The sequence below is a fragment of the Kribbella sp. NPDC000426 genome (assembly GCF_040300265.1).
Lineage (GTDB): Bacteria > Actinomycetota > Actinomycetes > Propionibacteriales > Kribbellaceae > Kribbella.
The window spans coordinates 351,253-371,166 of the sequence record NZ_JBEPDK010000006.1; the positions used below are offsets into that span (position 1 = coordinate 351,253).

General features: G+C 69.2%; 20 protein-coding genes. 7 read left to right on the forward strand and 13 right to left on the reverse strand.

The window, feature by feature from the left end:
- Positions 1–13: 13 nt before the first annotated feature.
- A complete protein-coding gene (locus tag ABT313_RS30310; RefSeq protein WP_350860856.1) occupies positions 14–385 on the reverse strand; it encodes a YciI family protein in 372 nt (123 codons plus the stop codon).
- A gap of 105 nt (positions 386–490) precedes the next feature.
- Here ABT313_RS30310 and ABT313_RS30315 point away from each other — a divergent pair, with 105 nt between their 5' ends.
- Positions 491–1,939, forward strand: a complete 1,449-nt coding sequence (locus ABT313_RS30315; protein ID WP_350860858.1) for a flavin-containing monooxygenase — start codon at positions 491–493, stop codon at positions 1,937–1,939.
- A gap of 10 nt (positions 1,940–1,949) precedes the next feature.
- Here ABT313_RS30315 and ABT313_RS30320 read toward each other — a convergent pair whose 3' ends face one another.
- Positions 1,950–3,089: a citrate/2-methylcitrate synthase gene (locus ABT313_RS30320; RefSeq protein WP_350860860.1), complete on the reverse strand. Its 1,140-nt coding sequence runs from the start codon at positions 3,087–3,089 to the stop codon at positions 1,950–1,952.
- An 83-nt stretch (positions 3,090–3,172) separates the two neighbouring features.
- Between ABT313_RS30320 and ABT313_RS30325 the strand changes: the two genes are divergently transcribed.
- A complete protein-coding gene (locus ABT313_RS30325) occupies positions 3,173–4,372 on the forward strand; it encodes a citrate/2-methylcitrate synthase (protein ID WP_350860862.1) in 1,200 nt (399 codons plus the stop codon).
- On the opposite strand, the gene ABT313_RS30330 is transcribed toward ABT313_RS30325, so the two are convergent.
- The 3 genes from ABT313_RS30330 to ABT313_RS30340 all read right to left on the reverse strand — a co-directional run bounded on the left by ABT313_RS30330 (position 4,373) and on the right by ABT313_RS30340 (position 7,748).
- Complete coding sequence (locus ABT313_RS30330; protein WP_350860864.1) at positions 4,373–5,755, reverse strand: hypothetical protein; 1,383 nt, start codon at positions 5,753–5,755, stop codon at positions 4,373–4,375.
- Between the two features lie 58 nt (positions 5,756–5,813).
- A complete protein-coding gene (locus ABT313_RS30335) occupies positions 5,814–6,695 on the reverse strand; it encodes a MurR/RpiR family transcriptional regulator (protein WP_350860866.1) in 882 nt (293 codons plus the stop codon).
- A 69-nt stretch (positions 6,696–6,764) separates the two neighbouring features.
- A complete protein-coding gene (locus ABT313_RS30340; RefSeq protein ID WP_350860868.1) occupies positions 6,765–7,748 on the reverse strand; it encodes a hypothetical protein in 984 nt (327 codons plus the stop codon).
- A gap of 99 nt (positions 7,749–7,847) precedes the next feature.
- On the opposite strand from ABT313_RS30340, the gene ABT313_RS30345 reads away from it, so the two are divergent.
- Positions 7,848–8,294, forward strand: coding sequence for a MarR family winged helix-turn-helix transcriptional regulator (locus ABT313_RS30345; protein ID WP_350860870.1), 447 nt, complete (start codon positions 7,848–7,850; stop codon positions 8,292–8,294).
- Here the strand turns inward: ABT313_RS30345 and ABT313_RS30350 are convergent.
- The 4 genes from ABT313_RS30350 to ABT313_RS30365 form a co-directional block, all read right to left on the reverse strand.
- Positions 8,291–9,232: a tetratricopeptide repeat protein gene (locus ABT313_RS30350; RefSeq protein WP_350860872.1), complete on the reverse strand. Its 942-nt coding sequence runs from the start codon at positions 9,230–9,232 to the stop codon at positions 8,291–8,293. The two genes, ABT313_RS30345 and ABT313_RS30350, sit on opposite strands and share 4 nt — an antisense overlap.
- A gap of 55 nt (positions 9,233–9,287) precedes the next feature.
- Complete coding sequence (locus tag ABT313_RS30355; protein ID WP_350860874.1) at positions 9,288–11,201, reverse strand: NAD-binding protein; 1,914 nt, start codon at positions 11,199–11,201, stop codon at positions 9,288–9,290.
- Complete coding sequence (gene icmA, locus ABT313_RS30360) at positions 11,122–12,795, reverse strand: coenzyme B12-dependent isobutyryl-CoA mutase large subunit (RefSeq protein ID WP_350860876.1); 1,674 nt, start codon at positions 12,793–12,795, stop codon at positions 11,122–11,124. Before icmA ends, ABT313_RS30355 begins: the two co-directional genes overlap by 80 nt.
- 91 nt (positions 12,796–12,886) lie before the next feature.
- The gene (locus ABT313_RS30365; protein ID WP_137259421.1) at positions 12,887–13,387 is read right to left on the reverse strand and encodes a MarR family winged helix-turn-helix transcriptional regulator; all 501 of its coding nucleotides are present in this window, start codon (positions 13,385–13,387) and stop codon (positions 12,887–12,889) included.
- Between the two features lie 32 nt (positions 13,388–13,419).
- Here ABT313_RS30365 and ABT313_RS30370 point away from each other — a divergent pair, with 32 nt between their 5' ends.
- From ABT313_RS30370 to ABT313_RS30385, 4 genes are all read left to right on the forward strand, one after another.
- Positions 13,420–13,866, forward strand: a complete 447-nt coding sequence (locus tag ABT313_RS30370; RefSeq protein ID WP_350860877.1) for a DUF4231 domain-containing protein — start codon at positions 13,420–13,422, stop codon at positions 13,864–13,866.
- A gap of 31 nt (positions 13,867–13,897) precedes the next feature.
- A complete protein-coding gene (locus ABT313_RS30375) occupies positions 13,898–14,620 on the forward strand; it encodes a maleylpyruvate isomerase family mycothiol-dependent enzyme (RefSeq protein ID WP_350860879.1) in 723 nt (240 codons plus the stop codon).
- Positions 14,621–14,706: 86 nt separating this feature from the next.
- The gene (locus ABT313_RS30380) at positions 14,707–15,054 is read left to right on the forward strand and encodes a YciI family protein (protein ID WP_350860881.1); all 348 of its coding nucleotides are present in this window, start codon (positions 14,707–14,709) and stop codon (positions 15,052–15,054) included.
- On the forward strand, positions 15,051–16,355 hold the full coding sequence (locus ABT313_RS30385; RefSeq protein ID WP_350860883.1) for an RNA polymerase sigma factor: 1,305 nt from the start codon (positions 15,051–15,053) through the stop codon (positions 16,353–16,355). The genes ABT313_RS30380 and ABT313_RS30385 overlap by 4 nt, the downstream gene beginning before the upstream one ends.
- Here ABT313_RS30385 and ABT313_RS30390 read toward each other — a convergent pair.
- The 4 genes from ABT313_RS30390 to ABT313_RS30405 form a co-directional block, all read right to left on the reverse strand.
- Positions 16,352–17,068, reverse strand: a complete 717-nt coding sequence (locus ABT313_RS30390; protein ID WP_350860885.1) for a PH domain-containing protein — start codon at positions 17,066–17,068, stop codon at positions 16,352–16,354. The two genes, ABT313_RS30385 and ABT313_RS30390, sit on opposite strands and share 4 nt — an antisense overlap.
- An 88-nt stretch (positions 17,069–17,156) precedes the next feature.
- Positions 17,157–17,315, reverse strand: a complete 159-nt coding sequence (locus tag ABT313_RS30395; protein WP_166678426.1) for a hypothetical protein — start codon at positions 17,313–17,315, stop codon at positions 17,157–17,159.
- 305 nt (positions 17,316–17,620) lie between these two features.
- Positions 17,621–18,577: a methylmalonyl Co-A mutase-associated GTPase MeaB gene (gene meaB, locus ABT313_RS30400; RefSeq protein WP_350860888.1), complete on the reverse strand. Its 957-nt coding sequence runs from the start codon at positions 18,575–18,577 to the stop codon at positions 17,621–17,623.
- Positions 18,578–18,620: 43 nt separating this feature from the next.
- Positions 18,621–19,826 carry an acetyl-CoA C-acetyltransferase gene (locus ABT313_RS30405; RefSeq protein WP_350860890.1) on the reverse strand — a complete coding sequence of 402 codons (1,206 nt, stop codon included), beginning with the start codon at positions 19,824–19,826 and terminating at the stop codon, positions 18,621–18,623.
- Positions 19,827–19,914: the final 88 nt, after the last annotated feature.

Here is a 19,914-nt window from a genome sequence, read left to right on the forward strand (position 1 = left end):
CGGTGGTGGCATGTCAGCCCTGCGGCCCGGAGCCTGCCGAGGTGTCCATCACCGGACGCACCTCGACGTTGCCGGACGGGCAGATCTTGGCCAGCTCCAGCGCCTGGTCGAGATCGCGGGCGTCGATGACGTAGTAGCCGCCGAGCGCCTCCTTGGTCTCGATGAACGGGCCGTCGGTGACCAGCGGCTCGGCGCCCTCGCGCTGCTTCACGGTGCTCGCCGTCGTCGACCGCTCGAGCGCCTCCCCGCCGAGGATCCGCGCCCCGGCCTTCTCCACCGCCTCCGCGAAGGCCCCGTGCAGCTTCATCGCCTGCTGCCAGTCATCAGGCGTGACGTTGTCGTACCACTCTTCGCTGTCGTACAGCAGGAACATGTACTGCGCCATCTCAGGCTCTCCCTCGTGTAGGGCTTGTACTGAACATCTTGCTGACGATCGCCGCCACACGGAATCGACAACACCCGGGAAGAATCTTCATTACTGTTGAGTACTGTGACTTCGACGGAGCATCTTGACGTGCTGATCGTCGGCGCGGGCCTGTCCGGGATCGGCGCGGCGTACCGGCTCCAGACCCGCTGCCCGGACCGGACGTACGCCGTCCTCGAGGCCCGCGAGAGCCTCGGCGGCACGTGGGACCTGTTCCGGTATCCGGGGGTGCGGTCGGACTCGGACATGTTCACGCTCGGGTTCCCGTTCCACCCCTGGAAGGCCGCGAAGGCGATCGCGGACGGGCCGGCGATCCTCGACTACCTGCACGAGACTGCGTCGACGTACGGGATCGACAAGCACATCCGCTTCGGCCAGCGCGTCGTGCGCGCCTCGTGGTCGTCCGCCGACGCGCTGTGGACGGTCGAGACCGGCTCCGGCCAGGCCTACACCTGCTCGTTCCTGTACGTGTGCAGCGGGTACTACGACTACGACTCGGGCTATGTTGTCGACTTCCCCGGGCAGAGTTCGTTCGAGGGCCGGATCGTGCACCCGCAGCACTGGCCGGCCGACCTGGACTACACCGGGCAGCGAGTGGTCGTTGTGGGTAGCGGCGCCACCGCCGTGACGCTCGTGCCCGCCATGGCCGGTACGGCGGAGCACGTGACGATGCTGCAGCGCACGCCGAGCTACGTCGCCTCCCGGCCTGCCCGCGACGCGTTGTCGGACCGGCTCCGCGCCGTACTGCCGGAGAACCTCGCGCACCGGCTGATCCGCGGGAAGAACGTTGCCGTGAGCACCGCGCTGTACAGCGCGTTCCGGAAGTGGCCGGCGCATGCGGCGTGGTTGCTGAACGCCGGGGTGGCGCGGGAGTTGCCGGAGTCGATCCCGGTCGATCCGCATTTCACCCCGCAGTACAAGCCGTGGGACCAGCGGTTGTGTCTGGTGCCGGACGCCGACCTGTTCAAGGCGTTGCGGAACGGGTCGGCCTCTGTGGTGACCGACGAGATCTCGCGGTTCACTCCGGGCGGTCTGCTGCTCCGGTCGGGTCGTGAGGTGGAGGCGGATCTCGTGGTGACCGCGACGGGTCTGCGGATGGTTGCGCTGGGCAACATCCAGGTGACGGTCGACGGGCGGTCCGTGGCGCCGCACGACACCTTTGTCTACAAGGGGATGATGCTCAGCGGCGTACCGAACCTTGCCTGGTGCATCGGGTATACCAACAACTCGTGGACGCTGCGGTCCGACCTGACCTCGCAGTACGTCTGCCGGCTGCTCAACCACCTGACCGCGACCGGCACCCGGATCTGCCTCCCCGAGGTCGACCCGGCCGAATACGACGCTCCACCTCGGCCGGTGGTCGACCTGTCCTCGGGCTACATCCGGCGCGCGGCCGCGATCCTTCCGCGCCAGGGCAGTCAGGGGCCCTGGCGCCTCCGGCAGAACTATCCACGCGACCTGGTGACGCTGCGCTTCGGGCCCGTCGAGGACGGCGTCATGCAGTTCGTCGCCTAGTTGCCGTTGCCTAGTCGACGGGCGCGGGCGGTTGGGGGCCGACGTACGTGGCGATCGGGCGGATGATCTTCGGGTCCTCGGACTGTTCGAGGATGTTGGCGGACCAGCCGATGATCCGGCTGACGGCGAACGTCGGCGTGAACATCGCGCGCGGGATGCCGCACAGCTCCATCACGACCCCGGCGTAGAACTCGACGTTCGCGTAGAGGTTGCGGCCCGGCTTCAGCTCGGCGAGGACGTCGACGATGCGCTGCTCGACCGTCGTGGCGAAGTCGACCAGGTCGCCGCCGATGCCGCGGGCGATGTCGCGGAGCATCAGCGAACGCGGGTCCTCGGTCCGGTAGACCGCGTGGCCGAACCCCATGATCCGGTCGCCGGCGGACACCTTCGCGCGGACCCAGGCATCGATGCGGTCCGGCGTACCGATCTCGTCGAGGCTGGCGAGGGCACGATCCGGGGCGCCGCCGTGCAGCGGTCCGGAGAACGCGCCGATCGCTCCGGCAACGGCTGAGACCACGTCAGCGCCGGTGGAGGCGATCACCCGCGCGGTGAACGTAGAGGCGTTGAAGCCGTGGTCGAGCGTCGAGACGAGGTAGTGCTCGATCGCGGTCGCATGTACTGCGTTCGGCTCGGCGCCGGTGACCAGGTAGAGCCAGTTGGCTGCGGCCGAGAGGTCGGCGCGTGGCTGGAGCGGCTGCTGACCTTCGCGGAGGCGATACAGGGCGGCGAGGATGGTCGGGGTGACCGCGCAGACGAGCATCGCGTCGGCCTTCCGACGGGCCGGGTCGGCGTCCCAGAGCGGCGGAAGACCACGCACCGCCGCCAGGAGCGACAGGGCGGTGCGGAGGCCGGCGAGCGGGTTGAACTTCGCACCGGCGGCCGCGATCGCGGGGAGGACCGCGCTGACCTCGTCGGGCAGGACGCGCAGCGGTGCCAACTCGGCGATGAACCGGTCGCGCTCGGCGTCGGTCGGCAGGCGGCCCTCGAACATCAGGTACCAGACGTCTTCGAGCGTCTTCGACTTGGCGAGATCGATCGCCGAGTACTGGCGGTAGTGGTAGAACCCTTCGTCACCACGGACGTCGCCGAGGGTCGTCTCGGTGACGACGACGTTGCGCAGGCCGGGCGGAACATTGATCACTGTTGACATATCTTCAGAGTTGACAGCTAATCAACTATTGTCAATATTGATCCAGTCAATGTGAATCGGGATCGATCGCTGGAGGAGCGGGGATGACGGCCGAAGGTGACGAGAATTACCTGACCACCGCGGAGGTCGCACGCCGGCTGCAGGTCAAACCGGAGACGATCTACGCGTACGTCAGCCGAGGCCTTCTCACCAGCACCCGAGCCCGGGGCCGCCGCGGCAGCCTCTTCTCAGCCACCGAGGTAGAACGCCTGGCCAGCCGATCCGTCGACCACTCCGGCGTCGTCGAACGCATCGAATCCCAACTGACCCTCCTCAAGGACGACGAGCTCTACTACCGCGGTCACTCCGCCCGATTCCTCGCCACCAACTGGACAGTCGAACAAGTAGCCACCCTCCTGTGGATCGGCCAAACCCCTCAACCGTCCACGGTGGGGGCGGTGGGGGCGGCGGCTCGGACCCGGGCAGTGTTTGGGGTGGAGCGGGAGGGGGTGCAGCTTGCTCGGGCTGCGATGGAGGTGGCGCCGGAGGGGGCTCGGTTGACGGATCGGCTGCGGGTGGCGGTGGCTGTGCTGGGGGCTGCTGATCCGTTGCGGTTCGACCTGTCCGCACCGTCGGTGACTGCCGCTGCCGGGCGACTGATCGGGACCCTGGTGAGCGCGCTGCCTGGCGACTACGTGGACCCAGCCGCGACTCTCGGCGCCCGCCTATGGCCGAAGCTCTCCGACCAAGCACCCCGCCCCGAGGTGCTCGACGCCGCGCTGATCCTGCTGGCCGATCACGGGCTCGCCGTCTCGACGGTCGCCGCCCGCGTCGCCGCCAGCGCCCGCGCCAACCTGTACGCCGTCATCTCCGCCGGGCTCGGCGCCCTCGACGGCCAGTACCACGGCGCCGCACCGACCCTTGCATACGAGTTCCTCCGACGCGCACGGCAGGATCCGCTCAAGGCCTTGTCGGACCGGTTGCGTTCGGGCGAACCGATCCCCGGCTTCGGCCACCGGATCTACCAGCAGCGCGACCCGCGCGCCGACGTACTCCTCCGACTGCTCGGCGATCACCCGATCGTCGGCACGGTCGCCGCGATCGCCGAGCGCACCCCGACGTTCCCGAACAGCGACCTGGCCATCGCCGCGATCATGCACGCGTACGACTTCCGCCCGGACGCCGGTGACGCGCTGTTCGCGCTCGCCCGGATGATCGGCTGGACCGCGCACGCCCTGGAGGAGTACGCGGCCCCGGCCCTCCGCTTCCGCGCGATGGGCATCTACACCGGTCAGACCACCTGACTACTTCGCGCCCACCTTGATCAACATCGCCGCACCAGGAGCCAGCGGGACCTGGACCGGCCCGACCCGCTGGGACGCGTACTTCTGCATCGCCGGCTGGAACACCCCGACCGACCCGACCGTCTGCTCGTTCACCGCGACAACGGCCCGGGCCCGCGCACTGTGCGAACGGTTGGCAACCAGCACCCACCGATCACCCGACGCCGCATCCCGCGACCGGAAGGTGCCGACGACAACCGAATCCCCGGAGACCGCCGAAACCAGGTTCGTAGGCGTGAAACCGACGGCCCCGTTGGGCAACGGAGTCTCGTTCGCATGGACGACGGACTCCGACACCAACGGCTTCAGCTCGCGCCCGACCTGGTGCAACCACGTCGTGTTGATCTGCTTCGCGGCGTCGTACCGCGGTGTCCGTTTGCCGTCGACCGTGATCAACGCCGGCCCGAACCCCTCGCCGCGAGCGGCCTCCGGCGTCCAGTAGGTGAAGTACTGGATGCCCTTCGCGCCGTACGCAAGACTGATGTTGACCTGCCACAGCAGCTCCGCCGCGGTCGGTTCGCGATGGTTGTTGTAGGCAAGCGTCTGGATGAACACCCAGGCCGGGATGTCGCCGTGCAGCGCGGCGTCGCGGACGATGGCCCAGTTGTGGAAGTAGTTCGCGTCCTCGCGCCCCTCCGACAGCAGCGGATAGCGGTCGAACGAGATCAGCGACGGCTGCACCACGTCGACGAAGTTGCGATAGTACGTCGCATCGTCGGACGGCAGCAGGTTGATGTACGGCAGCAACTGCGGCGCCAGCTCACGCGAGATCGAGAGCGCTTTCGCCAAGGTGGCGAACCAGCCCGCGCCCGGTTCGTCGTAGAAGTTGAAGCCGGCCAGCGACGAGTACGGCCCGTACGCGTCGCGGGCGCGGATGTAGAGCGCACTCGCCTCGGCCGGGGTCACGCTGAGGAAGTCGGTGGTGGTGTCGGAGATCGAGAACCAGCGGGACATGTTGCGGATCTGGATGTCGTCCGAGATCAGCATCTTCAGGCCGGCGTCGCGGGCCAGGCCGAGCTGGTACTGGAAGATGTTGCCGTCTCCCGCGTAGTTGCCGGAGATGATGAAGTCGAAGCCGGCGTTCTTGATCTCCGCGAACCGTTGCGCGGTGCTCGCGTACGGATGCGGCGGCCAGAACAACCCGATCGGGAAGTCCGGCCCACCCGTCAACGGCAGCGTGTCCGGCGACGGCACGGCGGCCGGAGCAGTCGTCGCGCCGGTGGTCGAGGCGGCTGCGGTGGTTGTCGAAGCGGCGGTAGCGGCTGCCGCGGTCAAGGCGGTAGCGCCGGCGCCTAGGAGCAGGCTGCGGCGGCTGGGGCCGAGGATCTGGTGCGGACTCTGCATGGTTCTCCTTCGGAAGGCGGTCGAACGGAGCTTGCGGCAGAAGGCTTCTCAGGACATCTCAGGACTTCTGGCGGTGATCCGCGACGGCGTCGGCGGTCGCGTCGAAGGCCTGCTCGGCTTGTGGATAGTCGCGTTGGGCGACGCCGAGGTACAACGCGTCGAGCACGATCATCTGGGCGTGCCGGCCGGCCAGTCCCCCGGTCCGGAACGTGACGTCGCGGGCGGCGGTGACCAGCACGATGTCCGCCACCCGCGCCAGCGGCGACCGCGGATAGTTGGTGATGGCAACAGTCGTCGCCCCTTGCCGCCCGGCCCGGGTCACGGGTTCGAGAACCTCGAGCGTCTCGCCACTGTGCGAGATCCCGACCGCGACATCGCCGCTTGCGAGCAGAGCCGAGCTCGCCAGTGCAGTGTGTACGTCGCTCCACGTACTCGCGACCCGCCCGATCCGGTGCAGCCGCAACCGCAGGTCCTCGGCCACCGCGGCCGACCCCGCCACGGCGTACAGGTCGATCCGCCGGGCATCCGCGATCGCGCGAACAGCCCGGCCGAGCGCGTCGACGTCCAGCGACGCGACAGTGTCTTCAAGCGCCCGCGTGTCCGCGCGCAGCAACGTCCGGAGTACGTCGTCCAACGAGTCGTCCGGTCCGACCTCCGAACCGGTCCCGCGTTCCCAGCTGAGACTGGTCCGACCACTCTCGGCGGCGAGCGTGAGCCGCAGCTCGGCGTACCCGGACAGGCCGAGCGCCAGACAGAAGCGCGTGACGCTCGGCAGCGACGTACCGCAGCGGGCGGCCAGCTGGCCGATCGTCGATCCCGCGACCGCCGCCGGATCCCGCAGTACCTCGGCGGCGATCCGGGCCTGCGCCGGACTCAACGCCGGCAGCAGGCCGTGGATCCGCGCCTCGAGACTCGGCGGCGGTGACGCGACTGCACTCATGTGAAGAATTCTCAGAGCACTTCAGCACCAATTACAAGAATTCACACTGACCGATTCCGGCCAAGGTCCTCAGTACGCCGCCATCCGCCGGATAGTGAACTGGTCGGACCAGCCGCCGGCGATCAGCACATCGATCCGCCCGCTCAGCACATACGTCCCGTACGGCGTGATCGCGGCCGTCGTCGGACCGGAGACCGGCCACGGCTCGACCGACCGCACCTGGGCGGTCCGGTAGTTGTCACGGCTGCTCAGCACGGTCGCCTGCTCGACACCAGCCGCACCGAGCTTGTTCGTGATCGCGATCAGCCGGCCGTCCCGGGCGAGCGCCAAGCCGTCTCCCCCGACCAGTGCACTGGTCAGACCAGTCGTACTGAGTTCACCCCGCAGCGAGATCCGGAACAAGGTGCCCACGTCGTACCGGACCACCAGCAGATAGCCGCCCGGGTGCCAGACGATGCCGTTGGCCCCGATCGTGTCGCTCCGCAGCCGCTCGTCGCGGACGAGAACCGACGCCGCACCGCGAGGCGTGATCCGGTAGATCGCGTCACCCGCCGGGTCGGTGACGTAGGCGTTGCCCACGGCATCGATCGCCAGGTCGTTCACGCCGTGTCGACCGCCGGCCGGGTTCAGCTGCGGCGTGTTCAGATCGACCTTCCGCTCGAGCCGGCCGGTCCGCAGGTTGTAGATCGCGACCCCGGACTGCTTGTAGAGCGTCGCGTCCGACGACCGCTCGCCGTTGCCGATATCGGCGTACGTGACCAGCACCCGGTTGCGCACGGCATCGACATGCAGCCCGAACGTCGACACCCCGGGCGCGACCCCGAACGGATGCGGTACGCCGTCCCGGCCGACCACCGAGATCCGCCCGGTGGCCAGCGACCCGACCAGGAACGCCTGCCGGGTCGGATCCCAGGCGATCCCCTCCGGATACCTGTCAGCCGTCCGGCCGTCGAGCTGGACGGGAATCCCGTGCGAAGCAACGGCCGGCACGGGGACCGCGGCCGGCGACGCCGTCAAGGCGAGCAACGCCGCGACCAGCACTCGGAACTTCATCAAGAACCCTCCTCAAGATGGATACGAACACGGAGATTAATCAGAGCTCTGATAGTCGTCAATGCATATATCACCGACGCCGTTCGTAGGATGGTCCGCATGCGGATGTCCTTCGACGAGCGGCTCGGCAGTCACTTCAAGCGGGTCGAGCAGGAGTTGCAGGCGGCGAAGTCAGCGGCGGTGAAACCGGCCGGACTCACGGTTCCGCAGTACGCCGCTCTGTTCGTGCTGGACGAGCAGCCGGGGATCTCGGCCGCCGAGCTGGCCCGGCGCTGCGCCGTCACCCCGCAGACGATGACGACGATCCTGCGCAACCTGGAGGCCGGCGGCCTGATCGAGCGCACGCCGCACCCGCTGCACAAGCACGTGATCGAGACCCGTCCGACGCCGGCCGGACGCAAGGCTCTCGATCAGGCGGACAAGCGCGCCACCGCCGTCGAACGGCGGCTCGCGGCGGCTTTCAGCGAGGAGGAGGCGGAGACGCTCCGCACCCTCCTCGCCCGGGTCTCGGAGACCCTGACAACAGATCCGATCCTGAAGGGTTAGAACAGGGCGGACATCAGCCGGCGCCGGGCCTTGACCACCCGGTCGTCGTCGGCGCCGACCACCTCGAACAACTCCAGCAGGTGCAGCCGGACGGTGTTCCGCTCGTCGCCCGAGGTCGCCTGGACCGTGCTGATCAAGCGCGCGAAGGCGTCGTCGACGTGCCCGCCCATCAGATCGACATCGGCGACCAGCAGCTGCGCCTCGACGTCGGCCGGGTTGTCGGCGGCCCGCGTCCGTACGTCGGCCGGCACGTCCTGGGTCCGCTTCACCAGTTGCACCCGCGCCAGCCCGGACTTCGCCTCGGCGTCGGCCGGCGTCTCCTTCAGCAGCTCCTCGTACGCCGCGATCGCGCCGTCCAGATCGCCTGCGGCGACAGCGTTCTCCGCATTCTCGTACCGCGGGTTCGGCGGCGGCTCCTCAGCCGAGTCGGCGTCACCAGCAGGCGGCCCGACCGGCTCGGCGCGACCGGTGATGCCGTTCGCCACCGCCACCGTCAGCAGCTGGTCGAGGTACTGCCGGACCTCGGGCTCGCCCAGAGCGCCCTGGAACAACGGGACCGGCTGACCGCGCAGGATCGCGATCACCACGGGCACCGACTGGACGCCGAACGCCTGCGCCACCTGTGGGTTCGCGTCGACGTCGATCCGGGCCAGCAGGAACTTCCCGTCGTACTCGGTCGACAGCTGGGCCAGCACCGCGCCGAGGGCGTTGGAGCCCTGGGAGCGGGGCGACCACAGCTCGACCACGACCGGCGCCTGCAGGGAGCGCTCGATCACGTCGGCCTGGAAGTTCGCCTCGGTCACGTTCAGCACATAGGCGCCGGCGGCGGCACCGGCCGCACCAGCCGGGGCGCCGGGACCGCCCGGCGCTGCACCGGCCGGCTTGCGCAGGCCCGAGAGATCGATCGCCCCGGGACGGGAGAAGTTGGACTGGCTCACCACTGTCCTCGCATTCCGTGCGCACATACCCGATCTACGTTCACAGGTCCATCCTCTACGACGATGCCGAACTCTGCTGAGCCCGGGTCGCCATCAACAACCGTGCCAGCCCGCTGCGGGTCCCCGCCACCGCCAGCCGGTCCCCCGCCCGCAGCTCCCGCTCGACCGCCGGCACCCGCTCAACAGCCGGCGCCCGACCCGCCGCCGGCGCCCGCCCTGCCGACCTGGCCTCCCGCTCGGACGCCGCAGTACGACCACCGGCACGGGGCTCGGGGCCGGTCGGGCTCCAGTCCCAGGCTTCGCCCAGGTCCTGCCTCGCCAGCACTCGCAGTCCCCCGGCCTCGTCCAGCTGCCCCATCCGCTTCCCGACCGCGATCGACCCGGGCTCGACGGTGACCTCGGTCAGCAGCAGAACACGACGACCCGCCGGGACCGTCACCTGACTGCGCCGGTTCGCGACCGCTGCGGCCACGGCAGGCGCGACCAGCATGGACACCGACCGGCTGTGGCCGAGTCCGAGCCGCCGCTCGACCCGCTGCGCCAGGTCGTGGTCGAACATCCGCATCGTGATCCAGGCATCCGGATTGAGATCCCGCGCCATGATCGCGCATTCCAGGTTGGTGATGTCTCCGTCGGTGATGGCCAGCACCGACTGGCACCGCTGGACGCCGGCCAACCGCAGCGTCTCCTCGTTGCTGCTGTCCCCGACCACGACCGGGATCTTCAAGCGGTGCGCCGTCTGTACGCCGGGCGCCTCGTCGTCCTGGTCGACCCCCACCACCGCGACGCCCCGCTCGGTGAGGATCTCGAGCACCCGCGACCCGACCGTACCGAGCCCGCACACCACGACGTGATTGCGCGGCCGCCCGCGGACACCGCCGATCAGCCGCGACAACCGCGCACCGATCAGCGAGTCGACCACGACCGCGGTCAGCAGCGCCATCAACACGATCCCGGTCAGCTGCACCAGCACCGCGCTGACCTTCACCCACGGCTGCGCGTCGTTGAATTTGTCGTCGTCGATCCCGGCCGAGGTGACCACCCCGGCCGCGAGGTACAACGCCCGCCACCACTCGATCCCGCCGAAGTAGTGGATGACGCCCGTACCGGCCACGATCAGGAACGCCATCACCGCGGCGATCTTCCGCACCCGGCTGTCGAGGATGTCGCGGAGCGCCATGAACCAGCCGGCCGGGCGGACATCTCGACTCCCCCACAGCGCCCGTACGCCGGTCCCCAGCACGATGTCTCCGTCAGGGTCGGAGCTCGACAACGGCAGCAGCGTCGGCGTCGCGGACGAGGTCGTGTCCGCGAGCACTGTCAGATGCGGCTCCCGGATCAGGTCGGCCTGCCCGGCCACCAGCCGTCGGCCGCCGAGGTCGAGCCAGGTCAGCTCGTCGTCCTCCAGCGCGTCGGAGACGAACGCGGGCGCCGCGAGCGACGGCCCGTTGATCACCACGCAGTCCCCGAGCAGCCGGTTCATGTGCTTGCCCAGCCGCGGATTCACCATCTGTACGACGATCCGCAGCTCCGGATCCATGTCGCGCGCGGTCAGCGCCGTGTGCACGTTGTGGACGTCATTGTTGTCCAGCAACACCAGAGCGCGCGCTGTGGACGGCGCCCCGTCGTCGGCGGCGTCCACCCCGGCGCGCCGCAGCAGCGACTCGCTGATCACCCGGGCGCCCATCACGTTGGCGCCGAGCTCTTTGATCCGGTCGTAGTGACGCGAGTCCGGGTTCACGATCGCGGTCACCCGCTCACCCGAGCTCACCAGTTCCGTTGTCACTCGCAACATCGTGCGGTCCGACCCGCAGACCACCACGCGACGCCCGTCGGCCGGCCCGATCGCACTGGCCGTCGCGGCCGTCAGATCGGGCTGCGGCTGTTCCTCAGAATCGGGCGGGCTCTCGGTACTCGCCCCACTGTTCCCGAAGAACGTGACAGATTTCCCCCATCGTGGCCTCCGCACGCACTGCCTCCAGCATGGGCTCGATCAGGTTGCCAGTGCCGCTGGCCGCCTCCACCAGAGCCGTTAGCGTACGCCGTACCAGGTCCTCGTCACGGTGCGCCTTGCGCTCCGCGAGCACTCGGCACTGCTCGATCTCGACCTCGTGCGAGACCCGGAGGATCTCCAGGTCGCCGGACACGGTGTCGGTCAGCGTGTTCACGCCGACGATCTTCTTCTCGCCCTTCTCGAGCTTCTGCTGGTACTCGAACGCGGCGTCGGCGATCTCGGCCATGAACCAGCCGTCCTCGATCCCGCGCAGGATCCCGCCGGTCATCGTCTCGTCCGGGCTCATCTCCTTGATCCGGGCGAAGATCTGCTCGGCCTCGGCCTCGATCGCGTCGGTCAGCGCCTCGACGTACCAGGAGCCGCCGAGCGGGTCGGCCACGTTCGTGACCCCGACCTCTTCCATCAGCACCGACTGCGTGCGCAGGGCGATCTCGGCGGACTCCGCAGTCGGCAGCGCGAGTGTCTCGTCGAGCGCGTTGGTGTGCAGCGAGTTGGTCCCGCCGAGCACCGCGGCGAGCGCCTCGACGGCCGTCCGTACGACGTTGTTGACCGGCTGCTGCGCGGTCAGGGACACACCGGCGGTCTGGGTGTGGAAGCGCAGCGACTGGGCCTTCTCGGTCTTCGCGCCATACACGTCGCGCAGCCAGCGGGCCCAGATCCGGCGGGCCGCGCGGAACTTCGCGATCTCCTCGAAGAAGTCCAGGTGGCTGTCGAAGAAGAACGACAGGCCCGGCGCGAACACGTCGACGTCGAGGCCGCGCGACAGCCCGAGCTCGACGTACCCGAACCCGTCGGCGAGCGTGTACGCGAGCTCCTGCGCGGCGGTCGAGCCGGCCTCACGGATGTGGTACCCGGAGACGCTGAGCGGCTTGTACGCCGGGATCGTGGTCGCGCAGTACTCCATCAGGTCGCCGATCAGGCGCAGATGCGGCTCCGGCGGGAACAGCCACTCCTTCTGCGCGATGTACTCCTTGAAGATGTCGGTCTGCAGCGTCCCGTTGAGCTTGGTGATGTCCGCACCCTGCCGCTCGGCGGAGACGAGGTACATGCAGAAGGCCGGCACGGCCGGACCGGAGATCGTCATCGAGGTGGTGACGTCCTGCAGCGGGATGTCCTTGAACAGCCGGTCCATGTCCGCGGCCGAGTCGATCGCGACGCCGCAGTGCCCGACCTCGCCCAGCGACTTCGGGTCGTCGGAATCACGACCCATCAGCGTCGGCATGTCGAACGCGACCGACAGGCCGCCGCCACCGCCGTTCAGGATCATCCGGTACCGCTCGTTGGTCTGCTCGGCGTTGCCGAAGCCGGCGAACTGGCGGATCGTCCAGGTCCGGCCGCGGTAGCCGGTCGGATACAGCCCGCGGGTGAACGGGAACTCCCCCGGCCAGCCGATCCGCTCCATCCGCGGGTCCTCGACCCCCTCGGGCGGCCCGTAGACAGGCTCGACCTGGGTGCCGGAGAGCGTGGTGAAATCCGCCTCCCGCTTGCGCGCGGCGTCGTACCGCTGCTGCCACCGGCTCCGGCCGGCCGCGATCTGCTCGGCATCCATCAGTGAGACCTCCTAGGAAACTGGTCCCAAAATACTAGGACGTCCAACTATTTCCAACCGCGCGAAGGCTGCCAGTTCTGGTAACTGGGGGTCAGAAGTCGCCGGCGTTGTGGCGGAGCGGCTCGAGGACGGTCCAGAGCATCTTCAGCTGCTCGTCGGTGAGCCCGGAGACGGCGAAGTCGGCGGCGACCAGATCCGCGGTGGCGCGCTCGACCAGGTCCCGGCCCTCGGGGGTGATCTCGCACAGGATCGCGCGCCCGTCGTCCGGGTGCGGCGTCCGTGTCACCAGCCCGGCCGCCTCCAGCCGGCGCACGATCGAGGTCACCGAGGTCGGGTGGACCTGCAGCCGCTCGCCCATCTTGCCCAGCGGCAGCGAACCGCGCCGCGAGAACGTGAGCAGCACCAGCGCCTCGAACCGCGCGAACGTCAGCCCGTGCTTGCGGAGGATGTCGTCAAGCTCGTTGATCACGATCTGCTGCGCGCGCATCAGCGACGTGACGGCACGCATCTGCTCGACCGCGCCCCATCGCCGCCCCCACTGCCGCGACGCTTCGTCGATCGGGTCGAACGGCAACGCCCTCTTCCTCGCCATGGGCCGAAGATTAGCCCGACACTAGGCAGACCATGTCGAAACTCAGAGATTCGGACTTCCCCGCCCTCGGAACCGATACCCCCGCCGAGCAACTGATCAGCATCCGCTTCCGCTGGTACGCCACCCAGGCGCGCCGCGCCCGAATCTGGTACCGGGCGCTGGGCACCGTCCAGCTCATCGCCGCCCTGGTGATCGCCGTCTCGGTCGCGATCAACGCCCCCACCTGGCTGGCTCCGTCGCTGGGTGGCGTCATCGCCTTGGCCGAAGGAATCCGGACCCTGTTCGGCTTCAAGGATTCCTATCCCACCTACACCCGGACTGCGCAGGAACTACGCAACGAGGCCTGGCTCTACGCCCAGCGGGCCGGTCGCTACGCGGATGCCGATGAGCCGGTCAAGTTGCTGGCGCAGCGGGTGGTCGAGATCAGCCATTCCGAGACCGAGGACTGGGAGGCCGCCCTGAAGGCGCGGAGCCTCTGAAACTGTCCCCGGAATCTGGAAAGGTTCGGGCATGAGATTTCTCGAGCATGTCCGGGCCGAGAGTGCGCGGCTGGGTGAGGTGGCACGGATGGGGCTCGACGCGCCCGTGCCCAGCTGTCCGGGGTGGACCGTCGACGACGTGGTCCGCCATGTGGCGATGGTCTACGCGCACAAGGTCGAGGTGCTGAAGCTCGGCGCCCGCCCAGACCCGTGGCCGCCGGACTTCTCCGGCCGCGAGACCCTCGAGTGGTACGACGAGGCCCGCGCGGCGATCCTCGGCGCGCTGGAGGCAGCCGGGACCACGACGCAGACGTGGACGTTCAACCCGCGCGACACGACCTCCGCGTTCTGGCACCGGCGGATGGCGCACGAGAGCCTCATCCACCGGATCGACCTCGAGCAGGCCCACGACGTCGTCACACCGATCGACCCGGAGCTGGCGCTCGACGGCATCGACGAGCTGCTGTACCCGAACCTCGCCGGCCCCTGGTGGGAGGAGGGCGACACGGAGTATCCGATCGATGCGACGCTGCGGATCACCGCGACCGGCCGGTCCTGGACGATCACGGCCGACGCGACGAGCATCGACGTACAGCAGGGTGCGGAGGGCGACGCCGCGGCGGAGATCTTCGGCGACCCGACGCCGATCAACCTGTGGCTCTGGGGCCGGGTCGGCGAGGACGCCATCCAGACCGTCGGTGACCCGAATGTCATCCGGGCCTTCCGCGGCAGGATCTCGGAAGCCACGCAGTAGCCACGCAACAAACTGTCCTCTGCGGGTCTGCCTGTTCGTTCCTTTGACAAGAGACCACAGTGGTCTCAGCGAGAAGGAGGACTCCGATGGCGCAGTACCTTGCTTTGACCTACACCGCGGACGTGGACTGGTGGGCGCCCGAGCAGGCCGAGGAGCTGGCCGAGTACCGGAAGTTCGGCGTCGAGTTCGCCGAGCAGGTCAAGGCCAGCGCCGTGCTGCACCCGACCGCGACGGCGACGGTCGTCCGGGTGGAGGGCGCGCGCGGCGGCCCGGTGATCACCACCGACGGCCCGTACGCCGAGACCAAGGAAGCGCTGACCGGCTACTACCTGATCGAGGCCGAGGACCTCGAGGAGGCAGTCAGGATCGCGGCCGAGATCCCGGCTGCCTGGGGCGGCGCCGTCGAGGTACGTCCGGTGATCGTCGCCAGATGAGTCAGCGGGCCGACTTGAACGAGCGGTTCGGCGCTGTTGCCGACACGATCCGGATCGAGGGGACGCGGATCCTCGCCACCCTGATCCGGACGGTCGGCGACGTGCAGCTCGCCGAGGACGCCGTCCAGGAGGCCGCGCTGGCGGCTCTCGGCGCGTGGCCCGTCACCGGCGTACCGCCTGAGCCGCGCGCCTGGCTGACCGTGACCGCCCGGCGCAAGGCGATCGACATCATCCGCCGCGAACGCGCCCGCGCCGACAAGGAACGAGCCGGCGCCGAGCTGCAGGACCTCGGTCGCCGCGATCTCGACGCCCTGGATCCGGAGGGCGCACTCGACCCCGACGAGGTCGTCCAGGACGATCTCCTGCGGCTCATCTTCACCTGCTGCCATCCGTCGCTCTCACCGCCGACCCGGGTCGCGCTCGCCCTGCGGACGCTGTGTGGGCTCTCTCCCGCGCAGATCGCCGACGTGCTGCTGACCACCGAGGTCGCGACGACCAAGCGGCTGGTCCGGGCACGTCAGAAGATCGCCGCCGCTCGCATCCCGTACCGGGTCCCGCCCGAGGCCGAGCTCCCCGACCGGCTGCCTGCGGTCTGCGCGGTCATCCACAGCCTCTACACCGCGGGCCACGCTCCATCCGAGGGCGAGGCGGCGTACGACGTGGACGTCTGCGCGGAGGCGATGCGCCTGGCCGAGCTCCTGCACACCCTGCTGCCCGACCAGCCCACTCCGACCGCCGTCCTGGCGCTCCTGCTCCTGACCGAGGCCCGCCGACCGGCCCGTGTCGACGAGGCCGGCGAGGTAGTGACCCTCGATCTCCAGGACCGGACGCGCTGGGACCAGAGCCTGATCGCCCGCGGCGTCGTACTCCTGAACGAGTCGCTGGAGCGCTCCGACCGGCAGGCCGACGCATACCAACTCCAGGCCGCGATCGCCGCCGAGCACGCCCGCGTTCGGAGCTACATCGCCACGGACTGGCGCGAGATCGTCCGCCTGTACGACCTGCTGGTCGAGGTCTCCCCCAGCACCGCCGCCGAGCTGGCCAGGGTCGTCGCCATCGCCGAAACCGGCGACGTCGACGCGGCGCTCGAACTCCTGGAAGGCATCCCCCACAGCTCACGCCGGCACGCGATCCGCGGCGAACTCCTCGCCCGCCAGAACCGGTACGACGAAGCCGTCAAGGAACTGGACGAAGCCCTCGCCGCCGCATCGGCGAACGACCCCGAGCGCGCCCACCGCATACGCCGCCGAAACCACTTCCAGCACCTCGCCGCTACGGAACCGCGCGGCCGGCGGGACTAGTCGTCGTCCGACCAGTTGCCGCGTTCGCTGTTGAAGATCGACTTGGTCGCGGAGGGGGAGGACGAAGGGCGGGCCTGCGGTGCGGTGGTCGTGATCACCGGAGCAGTGGTGGTGACCTCCTGCGCGGAGTCCATCCCGATGGGACCGGTGCCGTCGTCGTCGGAGTCCTCGTCGCCCTGCAGTACGTCGACACTCGCCGACGCGCGCAGTCCGGTGCGCTGGATGACGCGCTGGATGGTCAGATCGCGGTCGTCGGGCCGGCTGACCCACCTGATCTCACGGAAGCCCTGGTCCTGCGCGGCCGACTCGAAGACGAAGTGGCCGTAGCCCAACATCCGGCCGATGATCGGCTTCTTCAGGGTGATGTCGAGGACCCGGGCGATCGGGGTGGTCGCGACGGTCTGGGAGAAGACGCCGCGGATTCGCATCACCCGCATGTTCGTGACTACGAAGCGGTCCCGATGGTGGGTGAGGAACTGCCAGAAGGCATGCGTCAGCAGCACCAGCACGATCGCCAGCAGCACCGGCTGCAGACCGATCGTTGTGGCGGCCATCGTCAGCAGCAACGCGGCCGCCAGCGCAACCTCGAGCATCGGCACCGAGTACACCACCCAGTGCTGGCGAACCTCGTCGATGACGACCTCGCCCTCGTCGGAGATCAGGTGGCGCCGGACCTTCGGGTCGAAGATCCGGAAGACGCCTATTCCGGCCATCCACTCACTCCCCTGGCGCGCTGTTGTCTGACCCCGTACAGCCAAGTGTCCCGCACGATCGCTCGCAACGGGACACTCCGACGGCAGATCAGCTGAACAGCGCGGTCAGGAAGGTGATGACGCTCCCGAACGCGTCGCCGACGGCCGAGAACGCACCTCCCACCGCGTTGGCGGCGTTCGCCGGCTGAGTGAACAGATAGAAGCCGGCAAAGGCGATGAGCGACCAGATCAACAGCTTCTTCGGCATGTCGCCACTCCTCGTTCCTAACCACTCGGTCGACTGTGTTGGAATTTGTATCACGGACCGTCACCAATTGTCACTGACTGAACACAGCCCACCGCACATGCTCACCAGCTACAAGTTCTATTCTGTAACGGATTCGGGGGCAAGGTAGCTACCGGCGCGCCGCCCTGAGACGCCGGCCCGCCCGGGCAGCGGAAATCCTGCGGCATTTGCCCGAATTCGGCACAACATCTGATGAACGGAAAGCAAAGACACATTGTGACACTGCGTGGTCGTCTGTTCCAGCTCACCCGATCACGAGACCGATATCACAAAGCCGCGATCAACTCGTCCGCCGCAGAATACGGGTCCGTGCCGCCGTCCGCGACCTTGGCCGCCAGGACGTCGAGCCGTGCGTCGCCGTGCAGGTGCGCGAACCGCGCCCGCAGCGCCGTCGTCGCGATCGCCTCGATCTCGTCCCGCGCCCGGGACTGCCGGCGCTCGGTGAGGACGCCGTTCCCGCGCATCCAGGTCAGCCGGTCCTCGATCGCCTGCACCACCTCGACGACGCCTTCATTGCGGGAGGCAACCGTCTTCAGGATCGGCGGCGTCCAGGCACCCTCGGCCCGCTCGGCCAGGGCCAGCATCGACCGCAGGTCCCGCGTCACCGACTGGACCCCGTCACGGTCGGCCTTGTTCACCACGTAGATGTGACCGACCTCGAGGATCCCGGCCTTGGCCGCCTGGATGCCGTCGCCCATCCCCGGCGCCAGCAGCACCAGCGTCGTGTCCGCCATCCCGGCGATCTCGACCTCGGACTGCCCGACCCCGACCGTCTCCACCAGCACCACGTCGAACCCGGCCGCGTCCAGCACCCGCAGCGCCTGCGGCGTCGACCACGACAGCCCGCCGAGATGCCCGCGCGACGCCATCGACCGGATGAACACGCCGCTGTCGGTCGCGTGATCCTGCATCCGCACCCGGTCCCCCAGCAGCGCGCCGCCGGAGAACGGCGACGACGGATCGACCGCGAGTACGCCGACCCGCTTGCCCGTCTCGCGGTACGCCGAGACCAGCGCCGATGTCGACGTGGACTTGCCGACGCCCGGCGAGCCCGTGATGCCGACGATGTGCGCGTGGCCGGCGTGCGGCGCCAGCGCGGCCATCACCTCGCGCAGCAGCGGGGACTCGTCCTCGACCAGCGAGATCAGCCGAGCGACCGCCCGCGAATCCCCTCCGCGGGCGCGCTCGACCAACTCGCCGACCGGCGGCGTACGTCGTGGCATCAGGTGGGTGTCAGCTCTCTGTCAGCTCTTGGCCGTCTCTGGGTCAGCTCCGGGCCGGCACCCGGACGATCAGCGCGTCGCCCTGACCGCCGCCACCGCAGAGCGCGGCCGCGCCGACGCCGCCGCCGCGGCGGTTCAGCTCCAGCGCCAGGTGCAGGACGAGGCGGGCGCCGGACATCCCGATCGGGTGGCCGAGCGCGATCGCGCCGCCGTTCACGTTGACCTTGTCCTCGCCGACGTTCAGCTCGCGTGCGGACGCGATGCCGACCGCGGCGAACGCCTCGTTGATCTCGATCAGGTCGAGGTCCGCGGGCTCGATGCCCTCCTTCTTGCAGGCCTTGGCGATCGCGTTGGCGGGCTGGCTCTGCAGCGTCGAGTCCGGCCCGGCGACCGAGCCGTGCGCGCCGATCTCGGCGATCCAGCTCAGCCCGAGCTCCTCGGCCTTCGCCTTGCTCATCACGACGACAGCGCAGCCGCCGTCGGAGATCTGCGACGCCGAGCCGGCCGTGATCGTGCCGTCCTTGCCGAAGGCCGGCCGGAGCTTGGCCAGCACCTCGACCGAGGTGTCGCCGCGAACGCCTTCGTCGGCGTCGACCACCAGCGGGTCACCCTTGCGCTGCGGGACCTCGACCGGCACGACCTCGTCGGCGAACACGCCGTTCTTCCAGGCCTCCGCGGCGCGCTGGTGCGAGCGGGCGCTGAACGCGTCCTGCTCCTCGCGGGTCAGCTTCTCGACCGCGTTGTTCTGCTGGTCGGTCAGCGCGCCCATGGCCTGATCGGTGAACGCGTCCCACAACCCGTCGTACGCCATCGAGTCGACCAGCGGCACGTCGCCGTACTTGAAGCCCTCGCGGGACTTCGGCAGCAGGTGCGGCGCGTTCGTCATCGACTCCATGCCGCCGGCGACGACGATCTCGTACTCGCCGGCGCGGATCAGCTGGTCGGCGAGCGCGATCGCGTTCAGCCCGGACAGGCAGACTTTGTTGATCGTGATGGCCGGGACGTCCATACCGATGCCGCCCTTGACCGCGGCCTGGCGGGCGGTGATCTGACCGCCGCCGGCCTGCAGCACCTGGCCCATGATCACGTACTCGACCTGGTCCGGCGCGACGCCGGCCTTGTCCAGCGCGCCCTTGATCGCGAAGCCGCCGAGCTCGGCGCCGGTGAAGCCTTTGAGTCCGCCCAGCAGCCGCCCGATCGGGGTCCGCGCGCCGGCGACGATAACGGTGGTGTTCCGCGTGTCAGACATATCGTCACGATACCTGCGGCGGCACTGGTACGCCGCTGCCCGGACGCGTCAGACGGGTCACACGGCACCGACGTGGTCGTGTGTCGGC